Raw genomic sequence first — 22,626 nt, 5'->3', positions numbered from 1 at the left:
TTATCGGCTGTTAGTTTTTAAAGATCGATCCGCTTCACGTTCGCGGCGCCCGTTTCACCTACCCGGCACCGCTTCCGTTCTGCGTCGCTGCATCAGCAGCAGAGAAACGAGATTATGGAGAACGGTCAGCGAGGCGTCAACCCCCTTCTGTGAATTTTCTCGCGAAACCAACGTGAAGCAACGCCGGAACATATGCGCCCTATATATAGAGAGTGCGCGCGAGAACGAAGGAAATGATGCCGTCGCGTGAGGACGAAGGCGTTCCTCTGTATAGTGGGAACGTGCACCCAGTCAAACCGCACGTCGATGCGTCGCCGTGACACGCGGCCGATCCGGCCGCCAGCGGGCGGCGAGCGGCACTGCAACGCGTACGCACGATTTATTGGTGTGCCCCCATGAGCGCGAAGGCGCAAGCTCGTATATAATGCGAGCCGCGCGAATTTCGCAAATTTCTATCGGCCCGCTTCGAGCGGGCTCATCTTTTTTGCTCCCCAAGAGCACAGCCAAACAACCGCGTTGAGTCACTCAGGTGATGTTGAGCCATGCTCGAAACGCCTGACGGTAGCGTCTTGCGTCTCATAGCGAAGCCTCTAGAGGAGAATACGTGAACCCTTTCGATCGCGAAGATTCGCAACACGAAACCGCCGGCTACAGCGGCAAAGCCCCCTCCGGCCGCGCGGCCAAGGGCAAGGGCGCCGGCAAAGCGATCCCTGTTGCAGCCGAACTGCCGCCGCAACAAGCCGAAGAACGCCAGCGCCAGATGCGCGCGCTGATCCAGCTGGGTAAGGAGCAAGGCTACCTGACCCACGCGCAGATCAACGACCACCTGCCCGACAACTTCGCGCAGACGGCGGCGATCGACAGCATTGTCAGCGCATTCAGCGACATGGGCGTGCAGGTCTACGAACAGGCCCCCGACGCGGAAACGCTGCTGCTCAACTCGAACGCCCCCGCTGTGGTGTCGGACGATCAGGCAGACGAGGAAACCGAAGTCGCATTGTCGACCGTCGACTCCGAATTCGGGCGCACGACCGACCCGGTGCGCATGTACATGCGCGAAATGGGCGCGACCGAACTGCTGACGCGCGCGGGCGAAATTGCGATTGCAAAGCGTATCGAAGACGGCCTCCACGAAATGGTGCAGGCCATTGCCGCTTGCCCGCTCGCGATCTCCGCGATTCTGGCGAGCGCCCAGCAGGTCGCCGACGGCGAGCTGCGCATCGACGAACTGGTCGACGGCCTGAATGAAGAGACGGTCGCGGCGGAAGAAGACGCGAGCACCGACGCGGTAGCCGATGTCGATGCGGACGCCGAAGAAGACGACGACAGCGATAGCGACGACGACGTCGGCCCGGCCGATTCGTCGGCGGCGGACGAAGCGCGCCTGAAGCAGCTCACGAGCGACTGCCTCGAAATCTTCGCGCAGGTCGGCATGCTGTCCGACCAGATGAACGCGTCGCACACGCGCGGCGACGTCACGTCGAAAGCGTATCTGCGCGCCCGTGAAGAGATCCAGCAGCACCTCGCGAAGATCCGCTTCACCGCGCGCACAATCGACCGCCTGTGCGGCGACGTCCAGCACCAGGTCGCGCAAGTGCGCGCGATCGAGCGCAACATTCTGCAAATCGTCGTCTCGAAGAGCGGCATGCCGCGCGAGAAGTTCATCGAGTCGTTTGCCGGCCACGAAGCCGACCTCGGCTGGACGGACCGCGCAGCGCGCGGCAACACCTCTTACGGTGCGGCGCTGGAGCGTCATCTGCCGGCGATTCAGTCCGAACAGCAGAAGCTGATTGAAATCGAAGCGACGGTTTCGCTGCCGCTGAAGCATCTGAAAGAAATCAACCGCCAGATGGTCGCGGCCGAATCGAAGATGCGCAAGGCCAAGAGCGAGATGATCGAGGCGAATCTGCGTCTCGTGATCTCGATCGCGAAAAAGTACGTGAACCGCGGCATGCTATTCCTCGATCTGATCCAGGAAGGCAATATCGGCTTGATGAAGGCCGTGGACAAGTTCGAATACCGGCGCGGCTGGAAGTTTTCGACGTATGCAACGTGGTGGGTGCGCCAGGCCGTGACGCGTTCGCTGGCCGATCAGGCGCGCACGATTCGCGTGCCGGTGCACATGATCGAAACGATCAACAAGCTCAACCGCATTTCGCGCGAGATCCTGCAGCAGACCGGCCAGGAAGCGCATCCGTCGGTGCTCGCCGAACGCATGGAGCTTTCGGAAGAGAAGGTGCGCGGCATTCTGAAGATCGCCAAGCAGCCGGTGTCGATGGAAACGCCTGTCGGCGACGATGGCGACGCCACGCTCGGCGACATGATCGAAGATTCGGCGGCTTCGTCGCCGGCCGATGCCGCGATGCAAGCCGACTTGCGCGCCGCCATCGACGACGCGCTCGACTCGCTGTCCCCGCGCGAAGCGAAGGTGCTGCGCATGCGCTATGGCATCAACACGAAGTCGGACCATACGCTCGAAGAAGTCGGCAAGCAGTTCGACGTCACGCGCGAGCGGATTCGTCAGATCGAAAGCAAGGCGATGCGTAAGCTGATGCATCCGAGCCGCGCCGATCGACTGAAGTCGTTCCTCGACCGCTAAAAAGTTAGCGACAGCGCTTGCCGTGCACCCTGCACGGCAAGCGCAATTTCCTCCGCAACGCGCTCCTCAAACAAGCAGCGACACGATCCCGCCCACGGTGATTCCAGCTGCCAGCCACCGCCCCGCCGTGTAGAACGCATTGCTCTCGTCCTGAGGCTGATCCGGCCGTTCGAGACCAAGCGTGCCATATGCAAACGACTGCACCGCCGAGGCACCCGATTGCGGCGCACTCTCTGCCGCCGTTGAAGCGCTTTGCCCCTCTTGCTGAGCTGCATCTCCATCCTGCGCGGCCGCTGCCGCGCCCACGGCGGAGATATGAACCACGTCGTCCTGTGTGGATGCCGTGGCGGGCAACATAGGTTGCACTGCACTGGCGTCGTTCGCCACGGGCTGGTTGTTCGTCATCGCGCGATCCGCCAACGGCGGCATTTGCGACAACGTGCGGTCAATCCGCATGGATACCTCCGTTCGATTCGCTCTACACATGCGCTGCGCGATTGCGCCGACAGGCGCCGCACACACGGCGGTTCGGCGCATCGCCGGTTACAAGACCTATCGACGCCGCCCAGCCAGAACTTGAGCATCCGTAAGGCACGGTAAGCGCAAGCCGATGTTTCGCCGCGCCGCATATCGGCCGCGCGAAAGCAGGCGCGCGGCCATCGTCACTCCACCCGGGTGGCCGCCCCCCGACTCGGCATAGTCGTTGCGCGCTCTCCGTTTGCGCTTTCTACGAGGAGCACGTGATGACTACGCTCGATCCCCGAGACCCGGCAGCGCCTGGCAAACAACACGCAAACCTCGTCGGAATCGGTGTGGGCGACGGCCCCGGACCAGACGTGATGGCCGCCTCCACGCTCGACCGCAACAAGGTGATGTCATCCGACGGTGAACACGTCGGCAAGATTTCCGACATCATGCTCGACGAGCGCGGCGGGCGGATCGCTTATGCGGTGTTACCCAGCAACGGCTTCCTCGGCGTGCGCGACACGCTGCACGCAATTCCATGGAGCGCTCTGACGCTCGATACGGACGACAGCCGAGCGGATCAAAAACGCCCCCGGCTGCGACCAGGACAACTGGCCATCGATGGCGGATATGCAATGGGGCACCTCCGTGCACGAGTACTACAACCGGTCGCCGTATTGGTCGGCGACGCACGACGTGGTGAAGGAGGAGCGGGAATGGGACTCTAACTTATGAGGCTGATGAGGCTCTCCCAAAGCGCTCGCGTTAGCCGTGCATAAACCGCGCCCAGACCGCCGGATTAAAGGGGCGCGCTTGCCGGGTGGTTGTCCACAGAATCTGTGCGAAAGCCTGTGGATAAGCCCAGCGATCGCGTGGCAACCTCTTGATGCAACGACGACTTTTCATGAATACGTCGCGTGAAGCAACGTCGGTCATCCGGTCGCTGCGCGAGCGCAACGCGAACGCCGTATTCACTAGTGGCGTGAGACTTGAAACAGCGAGCCGCTCCGCACAACTCCACGCAGCGGAGCCAGAAGCCGGCGACTGAGGCGAACAGCCCTGCACGGACTTACCTGAAATCACCCCGCGAGAGCACCGCTAAACCGTTCTAGCGCAAGCTTCATCCTTAGCACACCGGTTTCAATATCCGCCACACCCGGCGCAGCAAAAGACAGCCGCAATGCCGCCGCATCGATATTGTCTTTATAGAATGCAACGCCCGGCACAAACATCACATTGTGCTCGATACAGACGCGAAGATAATCCGCCGCATTCTGCCTCGCTTTCAATCGCGCCCACACAAACATACCGCCAGCCGGACGATGAAACGCGACGTGTTGCGTCAAATGCGCTTCGAGCACATCGCACAGCGTGCGGCACTTCACGGCATACGCATCGACGATGCGCGGCAGATGACGCTCCAGCGCACCGCTCGCGAGGTACTCAGCGGCAATCGCCTGGGTCCACGATGAACTGCACAGATCGACCGTCTGCTTGGCGACCACGCAGCGGCGCACAATCTCCGCATGCGCGACCATCCAGCCGACGCGCAGCCCAGGCGCGACGATCTTCGACAGACTCGAAAAGTGGACCACCCAGTCGCGCGACCCCGGTACCTGATCGCTCAACGCGAGCAGCGAAGGCAACGCCGCGCCGCCAAAACGCAGATCACCATACGGATCGTCCTCGACGATCAGAAAGCGATAACGCGCCGCCAGTTCCAGCAACGCCATGCGTCGTTCGAGCGACAAGGTCGCGCCGGTCGGATTGGCAAAAGTCGGCACCGTGTACAGCAGCTTCGGCGCGGCGCGCAGCGTGCCGGCTTCGAGCAGCGCGGCGAGCGCCGCGACGTCGAGTCCATGCTGATCGACGGGCACCGTCACCACGTCGGCCTGCTGCAACTTCAGCGCTTGCAGGGTCGCAGGATAAGCGGGCTGTTCGACCAGCACCACGTCGCCCGGAGCGACCATCACGCGCAGCAGCAGATCGAAACCCTGCTGTGAACCAGTCGTCACGAGCAGGTCTTGCGGTGTGCAAGGCGTGCCACGCCGCGTCATCAGGTTCGCAAGCTCTTCCTTGAGGATCGCAAGGCCGTCGGTCGGACCGTATTGCAGACACAGCGCCGGTTGTTGCGACGCGCGCGCCGCGGCGGCGTCCAGCCCTTCACGATCGAACAGATCGCTGGCCGGATAGCCGCCGGCAAACGAGATCATGCCTGGTTGCGCCAGATACTTGAACAGCTCGCGAATCGGCGAGCCGGCCGGTGCTTCGAATGTGGGATTGAACGCGAACATGGTGACGGGCCGCTTATCTATCGATACATCTGTCGAGGGAAGACCGGCGTCGATTGTGATCATCGTCCGGGTGATCAGCAAACGATATCTACGCACTACGTATTGCGTTTTCCGCATCACCCGACGTGCGGCTACACCACGTTCCTCTCCACGATCGGCCGGTTCTCGAGCACGCGCGCGAAGCTCAGCGAGCCGAGATCGAGCGTCGTGTAGCGGCCATGCAGAATCAGTTCACTGATGCCGCGTCCCGTTGCCGGCCCCTGTTGCAAACCGTGCCCACTGAAGCCATTGGCGAAAATGAAGTTGTCCACGTCAGGGTGAGAACCGATGATCGCGTTCTGATCGAGCACGTTGTATTCGTAGTAGCCGGACCAGCAATTCTGCACGCGCAACGCTTCGAATTGCGGCACGCGATGCGCGAGCGTCGGCCAGATCACGTCGTCGAAGAGCGCGTGGTCGACTTCATCGAGCGGCAGATCGTCGGGGTCGTGATCCGGCGCCGGCGAGGTGCCGCAAAGAAACGAGTTGCCCTCGGGGCGAAAGTACACGCCGCTCGGATCGATCAGCAGCGGACACCGTTCGAGCCGCGCCGGCGACGTGACGTTGAAAATGCTGCGCCGCCGCGCATAGACCGGCAGGTCGATGCCGACCATCTGAGCAACCCTGCGTGCCCATGCGCCGGCCGCGTTCACGACCACGTCGCAAGCATAGGCCTCGCCGTCGGCGGTCTGGACCTGCGTGACGCGTTTGCCGTCGCGTTGCAGCCCGGTGACATCGGCGGCGACATAGCGCGCACCGAGCGCCTGGGCTTTCTTGCGCAGCGCCTGCACCAGACCGTAACCGTCGAACCATCCCTCACCGCTTTCGCCATACGCGCCGGCGACGAGGTCGTCGGTATTGAGCCAGGGGAAGCGCGCTTGCAGTGCGCTAGTGTCGAGCAGACTGATATCGGCGCCGAGACGTTTCTGCAATGCATGGTTCTCGCGCAGAGTGGATTCGCCGGCGGGCGTCGCGAGAAACAGATAGCCGCCTTCGTGAAGATCGATCGACGGCCGCGTGCCGCCGATTTCGAGCCGATCGCCGATCGAGCGCAAAAACTCGATGCCGAACAGCGACATCTGAATCGACAACGGCGTGGAGAATTGCTGACGGATCGACGCCGCCGATAATGCCGACGACGAACGCGCGTAGGTCGGATCGCGTTCGATCACCGTGACGCTGACTGTCGGATCGGACAGCCGCAAGAAATATGCAATTGAGCTGCCGATCACCCCACCGCCGACGATCACGACTTTGGAACTCACGTCTTACTCCACGAGAAACGTGGCCGCTCTGAAACGCCGGGCGGCGCAAACGGATTGTTGAAGCGAGAGCGGGTGCGCGACCGCAATGGCAAGGGCAACCGCAGTGGCGGCCGCGCACGAATGCGCCGCTGCCGCTGCGCGGATCGCGCCGGCGCGCTTAACCGATATTGAAGTCGATGCCCTGCGCGAGCGGCAATGCCGACGAATAATTGACCGTATTAGTGGCACGGCGCATATAGGCCTTCCATGCATCCGACCCCGACTCGCGGCCGCCGCCGGTTTCCTTCTCGCCGCCGAATGCGCCGCCGATTTCCGCGCCGCTTGGACCAATGTTGACGTTGGCAATCCCGCAGTCGCTGCCAGAGTCGGACAGGAAGCGTTCCGCCTCGCGCAAATCGGTGGTGAACACGCACGACGACAGACCGTGAACCGCCGCGTTGTTTGCTTCAACCGCGTCGGCGAAATCCGTATAGCGCAACACGTAGAGAATCGGTGCGAAAGTTTCCTTCAGCACGACGGTCGTTTGCGACGGCATTTCGACGATCGCCGGGCGCACGTAGTAACCGTTTTCATAACCCTTCACGTCGACGCGCTCGCCGCCGAACACCTTGCCGCCTTCCGCCGTGGCCTGCTGCAACGCCTCCTGCATGCGAGCATACGATTGCTTGTCGATCAGCGGCCCCATCAGCGTGCCCTTTTCGAGCGGGTTGCCGATCGGCACCTTGCTGTACAGCTGCTTAAGGCGTTCGATGGTTTTGTCGTACACGCTCTCATGCACGAACAGACGCCGCAGCGACGTGCAACGCTGCCCCGCCGTGCCCACGGCCGAGAACAGGATGCCGCGCATCGCGAGTTCATGGTCGGCGGTTTGCGCGACGATGCCCGCATTGTTGCCGCCGAGTTCGAGCAGCGAGCGTCCGAAGCGCTTCGCCACTTCGACGCCGACCGTGCGGCCCATTTCCGTGCTGCCCGTCGCGCTGACGATCGACGCGCGCGAATCGGCCACCAGCTTCGCGCCCACGTCGCGTCCGCCGTTGATCAACGCGGTCAGGCCGGCCGGCGCATCGCCGAATTCCTTCAGTGCGTCGTTGAGAATCTGATTGACGGCGAGCGCGGTGAGCGGCGTCTTTTCCGACGGCTTCCAGATCACCGCGTTGCCGCACACCAGCGCGAGTGCTGCGTTCCACGACCACACCGCCGCCGGAAAGTTGAACGCCGAGATCACGACGCAGGTGCCCATCGGGTGCCACGTCTCCGCCATCCGGTGGCCCGGACGCTCCGACGCGATCGTCAGGCCGTAAAGCTGGCGCGACAGGCCGACCGCGAAATCGCAAATGTCGATCATTTCCTGCACTTCGCCCATGCCTTCCTGCAGGATCTTGCCGGTTTCCAGCGTGATGAGGCTGCCGAGCGCCTGCTTCTTGTCACGCAGACGATTGCCGAGCAACCGCACCAGTTCGCCGCGCCGCGGCGCTGGCACGTTGCGCCACGCGGTGTACGCCTGTTTCGCCTGGGCGAGGGCCGCGTCGACTTCCGCCACCGTGTTGACGGCCACGCGGCCGATAAGGTCGCCGGTGATGGGCGAATGAACCGCGAGATCGCCGGCTTGCGCCGCGTGGGCGATGCCGAGATCGGCGAGGATAGTGGAAGCGTCCATGAAAACCCCTTTAATTTCCGATGCGAAACAAGAGTAAGTTCGGAAACTATACACGCGGGCTTTTATAGCCGCAAGCAGGGGTTGAACGGATGTAAATGCCGGTTGACGAACTGTCCAATGTTTCCATAAGGAAACTTGAGCAGCCCGTTCCGGTTGCGCGCGGCGGCTGGGCGACCGCGTCGGTGTCGCGGCAAGCCGCTCCGCGCATCCCATTCGGTTCGCCCGAACTGACGATCGCGCCGCGTTCAAACCCCCGCCATCAACCGGTCGACCAGCACCCGCGCGAACGGCGGCAAGTCCTTCAGACTGCGCACGCAGATCTTGAGCTTGCGTTCGGCCCACGGGTCGTTCAAGCCGACGATGGCGATCTGCATCGTCTTCCGGTGCCGCAGCGCGACCGACTCCGGCACGATGCCAATGCCCACGCCGGCTTCGATCATCCGGCACGCCGCTTCGAAGTTGCCGACCTGGATGCGCAGCTTCAGACGCGCGCCGAGCGCATCGGCGGCGCTCATGATGAACGCGTGAATCGCGCTGGAAGTGGGCAGGCTCACGAAGTTCGCGTCGAGCACCTGCGCAAAATCGACCGACGATTGTTTGGCGAGCGGATGATCGCATGATGTCACCAGCATCAAACGATCGTCGCGATACGGCAGCATTTCCAGATGTTCCGCATGGACGTTGCCCGCGACGATGCCGATATCTGTCGCGCTATCCGCCACGCCTTTGACGATTTCGCCGCTCAGCACTTCACGCAGATCGATGTTGACGTCCGGATGATCGCGCAGAAAGTGGCTCAGCACGGCCGGCATGAACTCGCTGATCGCAGTGGTGTTGGCCCAGATACGTACGTGGCCCTTGATGCCTTCGCCATACTCCTGCATGTCGCCCGCCAGATGCTCGACGCGCTCGAGCACGAGCCGCGCATGATGCACGAACGCCTCGCCCGCGGGCGTCAGCGTCACGCCCTGGCTGGTGCGATACAGCAGTTTGAAACCCAGTTGCTCCTCGAGATTCTTGACCCGGTTGCTGGCGGCCGGCGCCGACAGATGCGCGCGCTCCGCGGCGCGCGCGAGATTCTGCGTGTCGGCGATATGGAGGAGCAAACGCAAATCCACGAAATCGAAATGCATGATGAAAGCCAGAGATGACGCGTCAATTGAAATGCCAATCGGCACCTGCAAGACAAATGCCAATCTTAACCGGGCGCGAAGCACTCGTTCGAAAAAACCGAATTCCCCGTGCCGGCGCTCCCTGTCAGAGTGAGGCGGTCCGCGCTTGCTGTCGATGCGAGCGTTTTATTTTGGGCAGAGCGTGGTGAAGATTCTGACGCCACTCAAGAGAGTGGCCGACTACAAGGTGAAGGTTTGGGCGAAAGCAGACGGCACGGGTGTCGACATCGCGAACGTGAAGATGTCGATGAATCCGTTCGATGAAGTTGCGATTGAAGAGACGGTGCGTCTGAAGGATGCCGGGGTGGCGACCGACGTGATCGCCGTGCCGGCAGGCGTCGCGCAAGCGCAGGAAACGCCGCGCACGGTGCTGATCGTGCTGTGTTGATCGAGTCGAATGAAGGGTTGCAGCCGCTCGCGGTCGCGAAGCTGCTGAAGGCACTGATTGACAAGAACAGCCGCAACTGTACGTGGCAGCCGGCATCTCGGGTGCGATCCAGCACCCTGCCGGGATGAAGGACTCGAAGTTGATCGTCCCGATTGACAAGGATCCCGAAGCGCCGGCCTTTAGCGTCGCCGATTATGGGTCTGGTCCGCGATCCGTTCACGCTCGTGCCAGAACTAGCCGGCGAAATCACCTGAAGCAGAAAACCCGCGCGGCAAATCCAATGCCGCGCAACACGCTTGCGATCGACGGCCCGAATCAACGGGCCGCGCTCACGCCCACTTTCACTTACGCCGACTTCTCCACCAACTCGCCATGCGCCGCCAGATCGGCATCCGGCGAGATATCCTCTAGCGTCTGCTGACTTGTCTCGATCCGCAGCGCCAGAATAGCGACGCTCAACAAGAGCAGCACGCCGCCAACCATCGCGAGCACACCCGTCACGCCGAATTGCGTATACAGCAACAGCGCGACATAAGGCGTGGACATCGAAGCCGCACGCCCGCAAGTGCCGGCGACACCCGTTCCGCGCAGCCGATACGCGGTCGGAAACAGCTCCGGGATATAGCCGAACAAGCCCAGCGTGCACACTGTATAGATCGCCGTCACCAACGCGAATCCCACCACCGAAATCTCCATCGGTGCACGCATCTGCACGTACACGAAGCCGAGCAGTATCGTCACGAGCGAAAACAGCACGATCCCATTGCGACGCCCCAACCGGTCGGCCACCAGGTAGCCGACCACCGCGCCGGCCGGCGCACCGAACGACATCAGCAACACGAAGCCAAGCGACTGAACGATCGTCAGCCCTTCCTTGACGAAGAACGTCGGCAGCCACGCGACGAACCCATACAGCGACATATTGATCGCCATGCAGGTCAACGCCGCCACCAGCGTGCGGCCGATCATGCCACGCGCGAACAACGCCGAGAACGGCGCCGCCGGCACCTCGTGACTTACCACCCGCGCGACCGGCGGCAGCTTGCCGACGCGCGCCTCGACTTGCCGCTCGATCGCCGACACCGTGGCCTCTGCCTCTTCGAGCCGTCCAACCGTTTCGAGCCAGCGCGGCGATTCCGGCATCCGATGCCGCAGGAACCACACCACCAGCGCACCGATACCCGCGATCGCGAACATGTAGCGCCAGCCGAGATGCGGAATGACCCAGTAGCCGATCGCCGTCGCGCCGAGCAAACCGGAATTGATGATCAACGCAAGCAGCGCGGTCCAGCGTCCGCGCGTGGCCGGCGGCACGAACTCGCACAAGGTGCCGGCCGCCACCACCAGTTCGGCGCCCAAGCCCACCCCCATGATGAAACGCAGCAGGATCAGCCAGTAGATGTCGGGCGCAAAGCACGCGGCGATCGACGCGATACCGAAAATCGCCAGGTTCGCCTGATACGAATAACGCCTGCCGAAACGGTCGCCTAGATAGCCGGACAGGCCCGCACCGATCATCATGCCCATGAAGGTCGCGGAGATGAAAAACGAGCCGAGCCGCAAATCGGTGAAACCGCTCTTGACCATCGCCGCGAGCGCGCCGTTGGCGAGATAGATATCGAATGCGTCGAGGAAAGCGCCCGCGCCGATCAGACCGAGAATATTCCAGTGGAAACGGGCGATGGGCAAGCGGTCGAGCCGCGCGCCGGAATTGACGGTTAATGTTGCCAACTTTGTCTCCTGATAAGGTGCGCGCGGCGGGGCCGCTTACGCGATGCAGTTCTGCATGGCCGCTTTCGAATGCGCGGCTCTGATGCAAGCTTCCGAATGACACAGCTGGATGCCGCAGAGCCTTGTCATGTCATCTGGTGTCATGTCATGCCGTATGACGATAAGAGTGCGACAGCCGGTCTGGCGAGGGAATTGGCATTATTGGAAGCCGATGTTTCGTTGCGGTTAACAGCGGCATCCCCACGCACGCGGGCGGCAAGAAAAACGGCGCAATGCATGAAAATGCATTGCGCCGTTTTGCACATTGTCGGGTCGTCAATCAAATCACGCGCCGCGAGGACGCGTCTTATCAGCCCATCACGATCCTGCGGGCCTTCAGAATCACCGGCATATCGACCATCTTGCCGTCCACCGCCACCGCCGCACCGTTGCTGGCTTCCACCGCCGACAGCACGCGCCGCGCCCACTCCCGCTCGGCGTCGCTCCATGCATACGCGCGATGCACCGCATCGATCTGCTTCGGATGAATGCACAGCTTGCCGCCGAAGCCGAAGCGCCGACCGCGCCGCGCGTCGGCTTCGATTGCATCGGTATCGGTGATGGTGGTCGACACGCCATCCACCGGCGCGCCGATCCCCGCGAGTCGCGACGCCAGCACGATCTGCGAGCGGAACAGATGCAGTTCCTCGCCATCGCCGTCGATGCCGAGATCGATCTGAAAATCCAGCGTGCCGAACACGATGCGCTGCACGCGCGGCGCCGCGCACAACACCGCGAGATTCGCAAAACCGCGCGCGGTCTCGACGATCGGCAACACGCTCAACCCAGGATGCGCATGCGCCAGCACGGCCTCGACCTGCTCGCGCGTTTCGGCCTTCGGCAATACGATTCCAGCGACACCGGGCTGCGCGGACAATGCGGCGATGTCGTCGGCAAACCACGGCGTATCCGAGCCGTTGACGCGTACCCATGCTGGCCGCGATGCATGCCCGGATACAGCGGCCCGCACAGACGCGCGCGCTACGGTTTTTTCATCGGGCTGCACGGCGTCTTCGAGATCGAGAATCACCGCGTCCGCACCGGCTGCGTGCGCTTTCTCGAAACGCTCGGGCCGGTTGCCCGGCACGAACAGGTACGAGCGAGGCAGCGCGGTGCTCATGCGGGGACCGCCGCGTGCGAGCTTGCCTCGAATACCGAGCCGATTTGCGCGTGCTCCGCGATATGCCATGCGTTGCCGAGCAAACGCGCGGCCTCGCCTTCGGTGGCCGCGCCAGAAAACGCCGCCAGCCGATGCAACTTGGTCGCGATCTCATCGCGCGAAAGCGTATTGCCCGGGTCGCCCTTCGGTTCGTCGACGCGGCCGTGGAAGACGCGGCCGTCGGTGGTCGTCACCGTCACCTTGCCGATCCAGCGCGCGGGATACGCGGCATCGACCTCGGCGTCGTAGGCCATCGTCACGTTGTCGCGGAAAGCGGCGATCACATCCGCGTCGAAGCCCTGCTCGAATTCGGTCACGCCCGCATAGCCGTGATGCGCAACGAGCGCGAGCACCGTGCCCATGTTGAACTTCGCCTGGTGCACGGTGCGCGGCGTGACGACCGCGCCGAGCACGTCGAGCGCGCCTTGATGAACGTGCGCGACGACCTTCGCTATATCGCGCGGTGCGAGACGGTGGTCCTGCACCACGGCAAGCAACGCGTCGGCGGCGGGATGCGTATGCCGGCACGCCGCGTGATATTTGAACGATGTCTCCGCCGTCGCCCAACGGCTGCCGAGCCGGTCGACCAGGCGCGCCGGATCGGCGTCGCTCGACATGCCCGCTGCCATGCCTTGCGCGCCTTCAAGAATGCGGGTCGCGCCCCTGAAGCCCTCGGCGGCGAGTTGTGCTGCCATCAGTCCGTTCGCGGCGGCCATCGCCGTGTGCAATTGCTTCGAGTCGGCGGCGTCGCGCAGGAACTCCCACAAACCACTCGCCTGCGTGCCCGCCGAGCCGAACGCGTCGAGCATCTGCATGGGCGACAAACCGAGCAGCCTCCCAGCGGTGGCCGCCGCCGCGACCGTGCCTACCGTACCGGTAGTGTGAAACACCTTGTAGTGCGAGCGGCCGAGAAATTCGCCGATACGAATGCCGACTTCGTAACCCGCGACCGCCGCCGCGATGAACTCGCGCCCCGATGCCCGCCTCGCCTGTGCCAATGCGAGAGCAACCGGAAACACCACGGTCGCCGGATGAAACACCGAGCCGTTGTGCACGTCGTCCTGTTCGGCGAAGTGCGACGCAGCGCCGTTGACCATCGCCGCGAAATACGGTGTGGTGCGGCTGCGGTCGATCAACACTTCGCACGGGCCCTGCTGCGCCGCGCCCCCCGCCTGACGCGCAAAGCGCGCAATCGTTTCGACCGGCCGCGCGCCCTTGCCGGCTAATGCCGAGCCGAGCCAATCGACGTACAGGTTCACAGCGCGCTCGACCACCGCGTGCGGGATGCTGTCGAAGTCGAGTTGCGCGGCGAAGGTGGCGAGCGTGAGACTGGGATGATCGTTCATGAGGAATTCGCGTCGGGTTCGTTCGGATTGCCGGCGTGGCATCGTTCGCACGCCAGCGCGGAAAGACGGTTCAGATCGTGCCGGCCGCACGCAGCGCGTCGATGCGCGAGCTGTCATAACCGAGTTCGCGCAGGATCGCTTCGGTGTGCTCACCTAGCGCGGGAACCGGATCCATGCGTGGCGCGAAGTCGGTGGGCAGACCTGGCGGCAGCAGCGCGGGCACCGCGCCCGCCGCCGTGCCGACTTCCTGCCAGCGCTCGCGCGCTTTCAGTTGCGGATGCGCCCACACGTCGTCGAGCGTGTTCATCTGCGCGTTGGCGATGCCGGCATCGTCGAGCCGCTCGATGACCTGCGCGGCACTCAGCTGCGCAAAGGCCGCAACGATCACTTCGCGCAACGCTTGCCGCTCGGACGTACGTTTCGAGTTCGACGCGAAGCGCTCGTCGATGGCGAGTTCCGGCTGTTCGAGCACGCGCTCGCAGAAGAGCTTCCACTCGCGTTCGTTTTGCAGACCGAGCATCACGGTTTTGCCGTCGCCGGCGGGGAACGGCCCGTACGGGTAGATCGTGGCGTGCGCCGCGCCCGACAGCGCGGGCGGCGTCTGACCGTCGATCGCATAGTAGAGCGGGTATCCCATCCACTCGACCATGCTCTCCAGCATCGACACGTCGATGCGGCAGCCGCGCCCGGTCCGGCCACGCAACAGCAGCGCGCTCAGAATATTCGAATATGCGTACATACCGGCCGCGATATCCGCGATCGAGCAGCCGGCCTTGGCGGGCGCGCCCGGCGAACCGGTGATCGACAGGAAACCGGATTCGCTCTGGATCAGCAGGTCGTAGGCTTTCTTGTCGCGATAGGGGCCGTCGGCACCATAGCCGGAAATATCGCAGACGATCAGCCTCGGGTACTTCTTGCTCAATGCGTCGTAGCCGAGACCGAGCCGCTCCGCCGCGCCGGGGGCGAGATTCTGCACCAGCACGTCGGCGTCGGCGACCAGGGCGTCGAGAATCTCCGCTGCCGCGGGCTGCTTCAGATCGAGCGCGAGACTTTCCTTCGAGCGATTGGTCCAGACGAAATGCGACGACAGTCCATGCACACGTTCGTCGTAACCGCGCGCGAAATCGCCGACGCCAGGGCGTTCGATCTTGATGACCCGCGCGCCGAGATCGGCAAGCTGGCGCGTGCAGAACGGAGCGGCAATCGCATGTTCGAGCGTGACGACCTTGATACCGTCGAGTGGTCTCATGTGTGTGTCAGCCTGAAGGTCAGAACGAACGCGGCAGTCCGAGAATATGCTCGGCTACGTACGAGAGAATCAGATTGGTTGAAATCGGCGCGACCTGGTACAGACGCGTTTCGCGGAACTTGCGCTCCACGTCGTACTCGCAGGCAAAGCCGAAGCCGCCGTGGAATTGCAGACAGGCGTTGGCGGCTTCCCACGATGCGTCCGCCGCGAGCAGCTTCGCCATGTTCGCCTGCGCGCCGCACGGTTGATGCGCATCGAAACGGCGCGCCGCTTCGAAGCGCATCAGGCTGGCCGCTTCCACATTGATGAACGAACGCGCGATCGGGAATTGCACGCCCTGGTTCTGTCCGATCGGACGACCGAACACGACGCGCTCTTTCGCGTACTCGGTGACCTTGTCGACGAACCAGTAGCCGTCGCCGATACATTCCGCTGCGATCAGCGTGCGCTCCGCGTTCAAACCGTCGAGGATGTATTTGAAGCCCTGCCCTTCCTCGCCGATCAGATTCTCAGCCGGGATTTCGAGGTTGTCGAAGAACAGTTCGTTGGTCTCGTGATTGACCATGTTCAGAATCGGCTGCACGGTCAGACCGTGCCCGATCGCTTCGCGCAAGTCGACGATAAAGATCGACATGCCTTCCGATTTTTTCTTCACATCGGATAGCGGCGTGGTGCGCGCGAGCAGGATCATCAGGTCCGAGTGCTGCACGCGCGAGATCCACACCTTCTGGCCGTTGATCACATAACGGTCGCCGCGCCGCTCGGCGGTGGTCTTGATCTTCGTGGTGTCCGTGCCGGTGCTCGGCTCGGTCACGCCCATCGACTGCAAACGCAAATCGCCGCTCGCGATCTGCGGCAGATACCTGCGCTTCTGCTCTTCGGAGCCGTGGCGCAGCAGCGTGCCCATGTTGTACATCTGACCGTGGCACGCGCCCGAATTGCCGCCGGCGCGATTGATTTCTTCCATGATCACCGACGCTTCCGTGAGCCCCAGCCCCGAGCCGCCGAAGTCCTGCGGAATCAGCGCGGCCAGCCAGCCTGCCTTGGTGAGCGCATCGACAAACTCTTCCGGATAACCGCGTGCTTCATCGATCTTGCGGAAGTACTCGCCGGAAAACTGCTGGCACAGATCGCGCACTGCTTCGCGGATGTCCTGGAAAGAATCTTGTTGCGTGGTTTGCATAATCGAGTCTTTAGGAGTTCAGGTAACGCTCAATGACGCTGGGGTGACGCTCGGGTGACGTTCAGGCAAGCGAGGCCGTCGCGCGCATGGTCAGATAGCCTTCGTGGTCTTTGGCCCACAGGTCGATGGTCTTGCCGTCGGCGGAAGGCTGTCCGCACACTGTAAAAGGCTGGCCCGCGAAAGTGGGCCGCAGCGCTCTGAACGCGAAGCTCTGCAGCGTGGCGTCGGGCTGCTCGCGGCGCACCAGGTCGACCAGCAGCGTCGCGATCAAGGGTCCGTGAACGACCAGGCCGGGATAGCCTTCGACCTGCGTGACATACGGGTGATCGTAGTGAATGCGATGGCCGTTGAAGGTCAACGCAGAATAGCGGAACAGCATCACGGCGTCGGCGTCGACGGTGCGGCGCCACGTTTCGCCTTCGGGCGCGAGCTGCGGCTGCTGCGGCCGCGCGCCTTCCTGCGGCGCGTCGCGATAGACGATGTCGTGCTCTTCTTCGAGCTTCAGTTCGCCGTCCGCTTCGATCGCATGCTGCACCGTGACGAACACGAGACGCCCCGAACGGCCGGTCTTGTCCTCGATATTGGCGATGGTCGACGTGCGCGTGGCGTGCTCGCCCACTTTGAGCGGCGCATGAAAAGTCAGCCGGCCGCCGGCCCACATGCGGCGCGGCAACGGCACCGGCGGCAGGAAACCGCCGCGCTTCGGATGACCGTCGGCGCCGACCTCGGCCATCGGCGCCACTGGCAGAAAGTACAACCAGTGCCAAAGGGGCGGCACCGTATCGCCGCTTTCCTCGCGATCGAGCGTGGCGGCCAGCGCCGCCAGCGGGAAGGCGGTGATGTCGTCTTTGACCACCGCCTCCTTGTTGAGCCAGTCGTCGAGTTTCTCTGCAGAGGGGGACATAGGAGAAGGCTCCGGATAGGCATGTTGAGCTTCGTAAGGCCCTACTATGAACGACGCGTTGCGTTGCGCGAAGTTTGCATTCTTGAATCAGGCCTTTGGTTTTGGTTAAGGCGCGCGGCGTGGGCGCTGCGGCGGACGCTGCGCGTGGCTTGACGGTCGCTCGGGCGGTCAGCCTTCGCCGCACAGATGCGCCGACGCTCCGTCCTCTATCCGCTGCCAGATTTAGATCGCGGTCTGCTACTTGAGGCCAAGCCGTTTAGCTAGACGATTCAGATTGGCGCGATCGAGACCGAGTTCGCGCGCGACCGCCGCCCAGTTCTGCTTGTGGCGTGCCAGCGCGTCGAGGACGATGCTTCGCTCGAACTCCGTCACCGCACTGCGAAAATCCTTCGATCCGCTCTCCCGCGCCGGTCCGGACGGCTGGCGTGTTTCTTCGTGCGGCACCTCCGACAACGCAAAGTCCGCGGCACTCAACGTCAGAATGCGACGATGCTCACGATTGGCCGCCAGCGCTTTGAGCGCACTACGCCCGATCAGATGTTCGAGTTCGCGCACGTTGCCCGGCCATGGGTAGCGCAACAACGCAGCTTGCGCGTCCGCAGCCAGACGCAAGCTCAGCAGCCCAAGCCGCGAGCGATTCTCTTCGAGAAAGAAGCCTGCCAGCAGCAGCACGTCGCGGCCTCGCTCGCGCAATGGCGGCACGCGCAGCGGGTAGACGCTGAGACGATGGTAGAAGTCCGCGCGGAACCGTCCCGCTCGCACCTCTTCGGCGAGGTCACGATTGGTGGCGGTGATCAGTCGCACGTCGACCTTATGTTCGTGGTCCGAACCAATTCGTTGCAACTGGCCGTTCTGAAGAACCCGCAACAGCTTTGCCTGCACGGCGAGCGGCAACTCCCCAACTTCGTCGAGGAAAATCGTGCCGCCGTCCGCCAGTTCGAATTTGCCGCGCCGGTCCGACGACGCGCCTGAGAACGCGCCGCGCACATGCCCGAACAGTTCGCTCTCGACCAACGTGTCAGGCAGCGCCGCGCAATTCAGGCTCACCAGCGGCTTGTTCACGCGTGGCGACAGAGCATGAATCGCATTTGCCACCAGTTCCTTGCCGACGCCGGTCTCGCCGGTGATCAGCACGGTCAGGTCACTCGCGGCGACCACCTCGACTTCCTTGATCATGTGGTGATGAGCGTCGCTGCTGCCGATCAGCTCGCGCCGGCTCTGACTGCTCGCCTGCCGATAAGCTTCGGCGCGCAGGCGCGCCTCTTCGCCGCTGCGCGCCAGCGTGTCGATGCGCTCGACCACGCTCACGGTCGCGGCGGCCAGACCGACGAATGCCCGCAACGACGCCATGTCGATGGCGTCGAAGCGTGCGGGGTCGAGTGCGTCGAGCGTGAGCAGCCCCCAGGGCTGGCCGCGAATGAACAGGGGACAGCCGAGGCAGTCGTGGACTTCGAGGTGCCCCGCCATGCCTTGCACGAGGCCGTCGTAGGGGTCGGGCAAATCGGAATCGGCCGCGAAGCGGGTCGGCTCGGGCCGTGACAGAAGCTGCTCGAAGCGCGGGTGATCGCCGACCCGGAAGCGCCGCCCCAGCGTATCGCTGCTCAAGCCGTCGATTGCCAGCGGCACCAGCGTGTCCCCTTCGAGACGCAATAAAGCGGCCGCGTCGCCCGGAAACAACGTGAGCAAACTGCGCAGCAGGCGACGATAGCGCTCGCGATCGGACAGGTCGCGCGACAGGTCGAGGATCAACGGCGTCAGGACGTCGAGCACCGCATCCGCAGTCAGATTGACTCCATTCGGAGTCTTTCTGACTAGGGTCGAATGGACCATTTGCATATCCATATCATTGATTTCACTACATTTTATACCTGGCACGAATCATGGTTGCAATGGGCTGTCTTGCGCAAGCCAGCTCGATAACCATTCATCACCAGGAACTTCATTATGCTTTCCGCCGAACACCGCGCCATCGTCAAGGCCACCGTCCCCCTGCTCGAAAGCGGAGGCGAAGCGTTGACCACGCACTTTTACAACCTGCTGCTGAGCGAACACCCGGAAGTGCGTCCGATGTTCAATCAGGCGAATCAGGCAAGCGGCGAGCAGCCGCGTGCATTGGCCAACGGCGTGCTGATGTACGCGCGCCATATCGATCAACTCGAACAACTGGGTGGTCTGGTCTCGCAGATCATCAACAAGCACGTTTCGCTGAATATCCTGCCGGAGCACTATCCGATCGTCGGACAGTGCCTGCTGCGCTCCATCCGCGAAGTGCTTGGCGCGCAAATCGCCACCGATGCCGTGATCGAGGCATGGGCCGCTGCCTATCAACAACTCGCCGACCTGCTGATCGGGCTCGAAGAACAGATCTACGCGCAGCGCGAGGTGGCGCCTGGCGGATGGCGCGGCACGCGCGTGTTCCGCGTCGCGCGCAAGGTGCGTGAGAGCGACGAGATCACGTCGTTCTATTTGCGCCCCGACGACAACGGCGAGTTGCTGGCGTTTCATCCCGGCCAGTACATCGGCGTGCGCCTGACGATCGACGGCGAAGAAGTGCGCCGTAACTATTCGCTCTCGGCAATGGCCAACGGCCGTGAATACCGTATCAGCGTGAAGCGCGAGCAGAATGGCAAAGTGTCGAACTATCTGCATACGCAGGTCAACGAAAACGATACGGTGGACCTGTTCGCGCCGGCCGGCGACTTCAGGCTCGAACCGAGCGACAAGCCACTCGTGCTCATCAGCGGCGGCGTGGGCATTACGCCAACGGTGGCCATGCTGCAAGCGGCCCTGACTACCGATCGTCCGGTGCACTTCATTCATTCGGCTCGTCATGGCGGGGTGCATGCATTCCGCGATGCGATCGAAGCACTGGCCGCGCGTTATCCGCAATTGAAGCGCTTCTATTGCTATGAGCAAAGCCGTGCCGGCGATGCCGACGCGCACGGCACCGGCTATCTCGACGAGAAGCACCTCGCCAAGTGGCTGCCGGAATCGCGTGATGTCGACGTTTATTTCCTCGGGCCCGTCGCGTTCATGAAGGCGGTGAAGAAGCATCTCAAGGCGATTGGCGTGCCGGAGTCGCAAAGCCGCTATGAGTTCTTTGGACCGGCTCGCGCGCTGGAATAACGCGGTGGATACGCCATTGCTCCGAGTCGTGGGGAAGTGGTGGCGATAAGCGCGTGTTGCCGAACGGACTCGTACTATCCAAATGCGCCGGGGATCGCGCGCTTCGCGCGATCCTCGCCTCCACTACCGCTCCTTGCGCCGGCGAAACGCCCACCATCCGGCCAGCCCCGTGAAGCCGGCCACCAGCAATACCATCACCCAGAAGCCGTGCCGATTCTCGGCGAACGGGATGCCGCCGACGTTCATGCCAAAGAAGCCCGCGACGATATTGATCGGCATGGCCAGAACCGTTACCAGCGTCAGCGTGAACAGCGTACGGTTGTTCTGCTCTTCGAGGCGGGAAATGATTTCCTCTTGCAGCAGCCTGACCCTCTCGATCAAGCCGGCCACATCGGAGAGGACGACCGAGAACTCTTCCGTCGATTCGCGCAGATCCTGTACATCTTCCTGCTGGAGCCAGCGCGGCGGCCGTGCCAGCAAACGGAAGATCGCGCCGGGCTCGGGGGCGAGCATGCGTTGCAGGCGGGTCAGCGTCCGACGCATGGCGCCCAGGTCCAGCCGGTTCTGCGTCGGCCTTTGCGAAAGAAACCGGTCTTCGATGCGATCGACGTCGGCGCTGGTTCGCCGGACGATCTGCACCAGCAAGTCGGCCTGGTCATGCATCAGGTGGACCAGCAATTCCGCGGGCGACCTGAATATTTCCCCTTCGCGGACCGACGCGCGCAACCGGTCGACAGAACGCAGCGGCTTGAGACGCGCCGTGACGATGATCCGCTGATTCGCGTAGATCCATAGCGTCGCAATTTCTGACGGGATGAACTCGAGGTTGAACATCACGTCGTTCACGACTGCGCGTAGCGCGCCATCCGCGTGCTCGATACGCGTCGAATGCGAGCCTTCGCGCAGTGCGTCGAAAAACGTTTCCGGCAGATCGAGTTGCGATCTAATCCAGCGCTCGCTCGCGCTATGCGCTAGATTGAAATGAAGCCAGAGAAATTCGCCGGCCTGCTTCGACTCGCCGTTCGCTTCGTGCTCACGAAGCCATTCGACGACCTCTTCCGCATCGACGGGCCGCCCCGCGCGGGTCGAGGAAAAGGCGAAGCCGCATACCATGCCGGACGAATCGGCGCCGTAGGTTTGAAGTAGCAGATCAGATTTCATAGCTCAATTCAGCGTTTGCTTCCCCTGCCGGATTGGGGTCTTTAGCAACTTACCTGCCGACGATGGAATCCTGACGACAGCGACGCGGCTCCAGGCTTCGGAGCCGCACAGACCGGATTGGAATGAAAATGCCTGAGCATATCGCGGCCAATCAAAAGCAGGTTAACCCGCTAGTTTTTTCTGCGTCGGCTTATCGGAGCCTTAAGTTCGGACTGCCGGTTCGTTAAAGTTCGACAGTCACAAGAACGTCACATAGCGGCCTTAAGTTGCAGCCCATGGAGGCCAATTAAATACAGTAGGAGTCTGACTATGAAACTCACCCAATTCGCGCTGGTTCTTGGCGCGCTATGTGCGACCGCCGCCCAGGCCGCCGACATCACCGGCGCGGGCAGCACGTTCGCAGCACCGATCTACACGAAGTGGGCCGACGCCTACCAGAAGTCCGGCGGCGGCAAGGTGAACTACCAGGGTATCGGTTCGTCGGGTGGCGTGAAGCAGATCGTCGCGAAGACCGTCGATTTCGCGGGCTCCGACGCTCCGCTGAAGGACGACGAACTCGCCAAGAACGGCCTGTTCCAGTTCCCGACGGTGGTCGGCGGCGTGGTGCCGGTCGTCAACGTGCCGGGGGTGAAGCCGGCTGAACTGACGCTGTCGGGTGAAGTGCTCGGCGACATCTACCTGGGCAAGATCAAGAAGTGGAACGACCCGGCGATCGTCGCATTGAACCCGAAGATCAAGCTGCCGGATACCGACATCGCCGTGGTGCGCCGCGCCGACGGTTCGGGCACCAGCTTCATCTGGACGAACTACCTGTCGAAGGTCAACGCGGACTGGAAGTCGAAGGTCGGT

The 22,626-nt window shown here is 62.8% G+C and carries 16 protein-coding genes and 3 pseudogenes; 6 read left to right on the top strand and 13 right to left on the bottom strand.

The genetic code is table 11. From position 1 onward, the window contains the following. The first annotated feature begins 604 nt into the window (after positions 1-604). Positions 605-2,599 carry an RNA polymerase sigma factor RpoD gene (gene rpoD / locus FVF58_RS48855; RefSeq protein ID WP_149676664.1) on the top strand — a complete coding sequence of 665 codons (1,995 nt, stop codon included), beginning with the start codon at positions 605-607 and terminating at the stop codon, positions 2,597-2,599. 66 nt (positions 2,600-2,665) lie between these two features. Here the strand turns inward: rpoD and FVF58_RS48850 are convergent, their stop codons facing one another. Next, positions 2,666-3,055, bottom strand: a complete 390-nt coding sequence (locus tag FVF58_RS48850) for a hypothetical protein (RefSeq protein ID WP_149676663.1) — start codon at positions 3,053-3,055, stop codon at positions 2,666-2,668. Between the two features lie 287 nt (positions 3,056-3,342). On the opposite strand from FVF58_RS48850, the pseudogene FVF58_RS48845 reads away from it, so the two are divergent. Next, positions 3,343-3,799 (top strand): annotated as a pseudogene (locus FVF58_RS48845) (PRC-barrel domain-containing protein). A gap of 344 nt (positions 3,800-4,143) precedes the next feature. Here FVF58_RS48845 and FVF58_RS48840 read toward each other — a convergent pair. The 4 genes from FVF58_RS48840 to FVF58_RS48825 all read right to left on the bottom strand — a co-directional run bounded on the left by FVF58_RS48840 (position 4,144) and on the right by FVF58_RS48825 (position 9,452). Further along, positions 4,144-5,358, bottom strand: coding sequence for an aminotransferase-like domain-containing protein (locus FVF58_RS48840; RefSeq protein ID WP_149676665.1), 1,215 nt, complete (start codon positions 5,356-5,358; stop codon positions 4,144-4,146). Between the two features lie 131 nt (positions 5,359-5,489). Then, complete coding sequence (locus FVF58_RS48835) at positions 5,490-6,662, bottom strand: NAD(P)/FAD-dependent oxidoreductase (protein WP_149676662.1); 1,173 nt, start codon at positions 6,660-6,662, stop codon at positions 5,490-5,492. A 157-nt stretch (positions 6,663-6,819) separates the two neighbouring features. Further along, positions 6,820-8,319, bottom strand: a complete 1,500-nt coding sequence (gene amaB / locus FVF58_RS48830; protein WP_149676661.1) for an L-piperidine-6-carboxylate dehydrogenase — start codon at positions 8,317-8,319, stop codon at positions 6,820-6,822. A gap of 245 nt (positions 8,320-8,564) precedes the next feature. Then, the gene (locus tag FVF58_RS48825; protein ID WP_149676660.1) at positions 8,565-9,452 is read right to left on the bottom strand and encodes a LysR family transcriptional regulator; all 888 of its coding nucleotides are present in this window, start codon (positions 9,450-9,452) and stop codon (positions 8,565-8,567) included. Between the two features lie 184 nt (positions 9,453-9,636). Here FVF58_RS48825 and FVF58_RS48820 point away from each other — a divergent pair. Together FVF58_RS48820 and FVF58_RS48815 are read left to right on the top strand one after the other, a co-directional pair. Further along, positions 9,637-9,944: pseudogene (locus tag FVF58_RS48820) on the top strand (electron transfer flavoprotein subunit beta/FixA family protein); the annotation flags it as partial. A gap of 5 nt (positions 9,945-9,949) precedes the next feature. Next, positions 9,950-10,133, top strand: a pseudogene (locus FVF58_RS48815) (electron transfer flavoprotein subunit alpha/FixB family protein); the annotation flags it as partial. Between the two features lie 91 nt (positions 10,134-10,224). On the opposite strand, the gene FVF58_RS48810 reads toward FVF58_RS48815, so the two are convergent. From FVF58_RS48810 to norR, 7 genes are all read right to left on the bottom strand, one after another. Beyond that, entirely contained in the window at positions 10,225-11,610 is a 1,386-nt protein-coding gene (locus FVF58_RS48810; RefSeq protein ID WP_149676659.1) for an MFS transporter, read from the bottom strand. 349 nt (positions 11,611-11,959) lie between these two features. Continuing rightward, positions 11,960-12,769, bottom strand: coding sequence for an HpcH/HpaI aldolase/citrate lyase family protein (locus FVF58_RS48805; protein WP_149676658.1), 810 nt, complete (start codon positions 12,767-12,769; stop codon positions 11,960-11,962). After that, positions 12,766-14,154 (bottom strand): MmgE/PrpD family protein, encoded by a 1,389-nt coding sequence (locus tag FVF58_RS48800; RefSeq protein WP_149676657.1) that lies wholly within the window; start codon positions 14,152-14,154, stop codon positions 12,766-12,768. The genes FVF58_RS48805 and FVF58_RS48800 overlap by 4 nt, the downstream gene beginning before the upstream one ends. A 70-nt stretch (positions 14,155-14,224) precedes the next feature. Beyond that, positions 14,225-15,403, bottom strand: a complete 1,179-nt coding sequence (locus tag FVF58_RS48795; protein ID WP_149676656.1) for a CaiB/BaiF CoA transferase family protein — start codon at positions 15,401-15,403, stop codon at positions 14,225-14,227. Between the two features lie 19 nt (positions 15,404-15,422). Continuing rightward, positions 15,423-16,586, bottom strand: a complete 1,164-nt coding sequence (locus tag FVF58_RS48790) for an acyl-CoA dehydrogenase family protein (RefSeq protein WP_149676655.1) — start codon at positions 16,584-16,586, stop codon at positions 15,423-15,425. 61 nt (positions 16,587-16,647) lie between these two features. Beyond that, positions 16,648-17,490 carry an HTD2 family dehydratase gene (locus FVF58_RS48785; RefSeq protein WP_149676654.1) on the bottom strand — a complete coding sequence of 281 codons (843 nt, stop codon included), beginning with the start codon at positions 17,488-17,490 and terminating at the stop codon, positions 16,648-16,650. A 237-nt stretch (positions 17,491-17,727) separates the two neighbouring features. Further along, complete coding sequence (norR, locus tag FVF58_RS48780; protein ID WP_149676653.1) at positions 17,728-19,320, bottom strand: nitric oxide reductase transcriptional regulator NorR; 1,593 nt, start codon at positions 19,318-19,320, stop codon at positions 17,728-17,730. A 114-nt stretch (positions 19,321-19,434) separates the two neighbouring features. On the opposite strand from norR, the gene hmpA reads away from it, so the two are divergent. After that, a complete protein-coding gene (gene hmpA / locus FVF58_RS48775; RefSeq protein ID WP_149676652.1) occupies positions 19,435-20,616 on the top strand; it encodes an NO-inducible flavohemoprotein in 1,182 nt (393 codons plus the stop codon). Positions 20,617-20,739: 123 nt separating this feature from the next. Here hmpA and FVF58_RS48770 read toward each other — a convergent pair whose 3' ends face one another. Then, positions 20,740-21,777, bottom strand: coding sequence for a transporter (locus FVF58_RS48770; protein WP_149676651.1), 1,038 nt, complete (start codon positions 21,775-21,777; stop codon positions 20,740-20,742). A gap of 309 nt (positions 21,778-22,086) precedes the next feature. On the opposite strand from FVF58_RS48770, the gene pstS reads away from it, so the two are divergent. Continuing rightward, the coding region (gene pstS / locus FVF58_RS48765) for a phosphate ABC transporter substrate-binding protein PstS (RefSeq protein ID WP_149676650.1) at positions 22,087-22,626 on the top strand (540 nt) is incomplete at its 3' end.

The organism is Paraburkholderia panacisoli (genome assembly GCF_008369935.1).
Classification (GTDB): domain Bacteria; phylum Pseudomonadota; class Gammaproteobacteria; order Burkholderiales; family Burkholderiaceae; genus Paraburkholderia; species Paraburkholderia panacisoli.
Note: the sequence above shows the minus strand (reverse complement) of the source record. Positions and strands in the feature narration are given on the sequence as shown.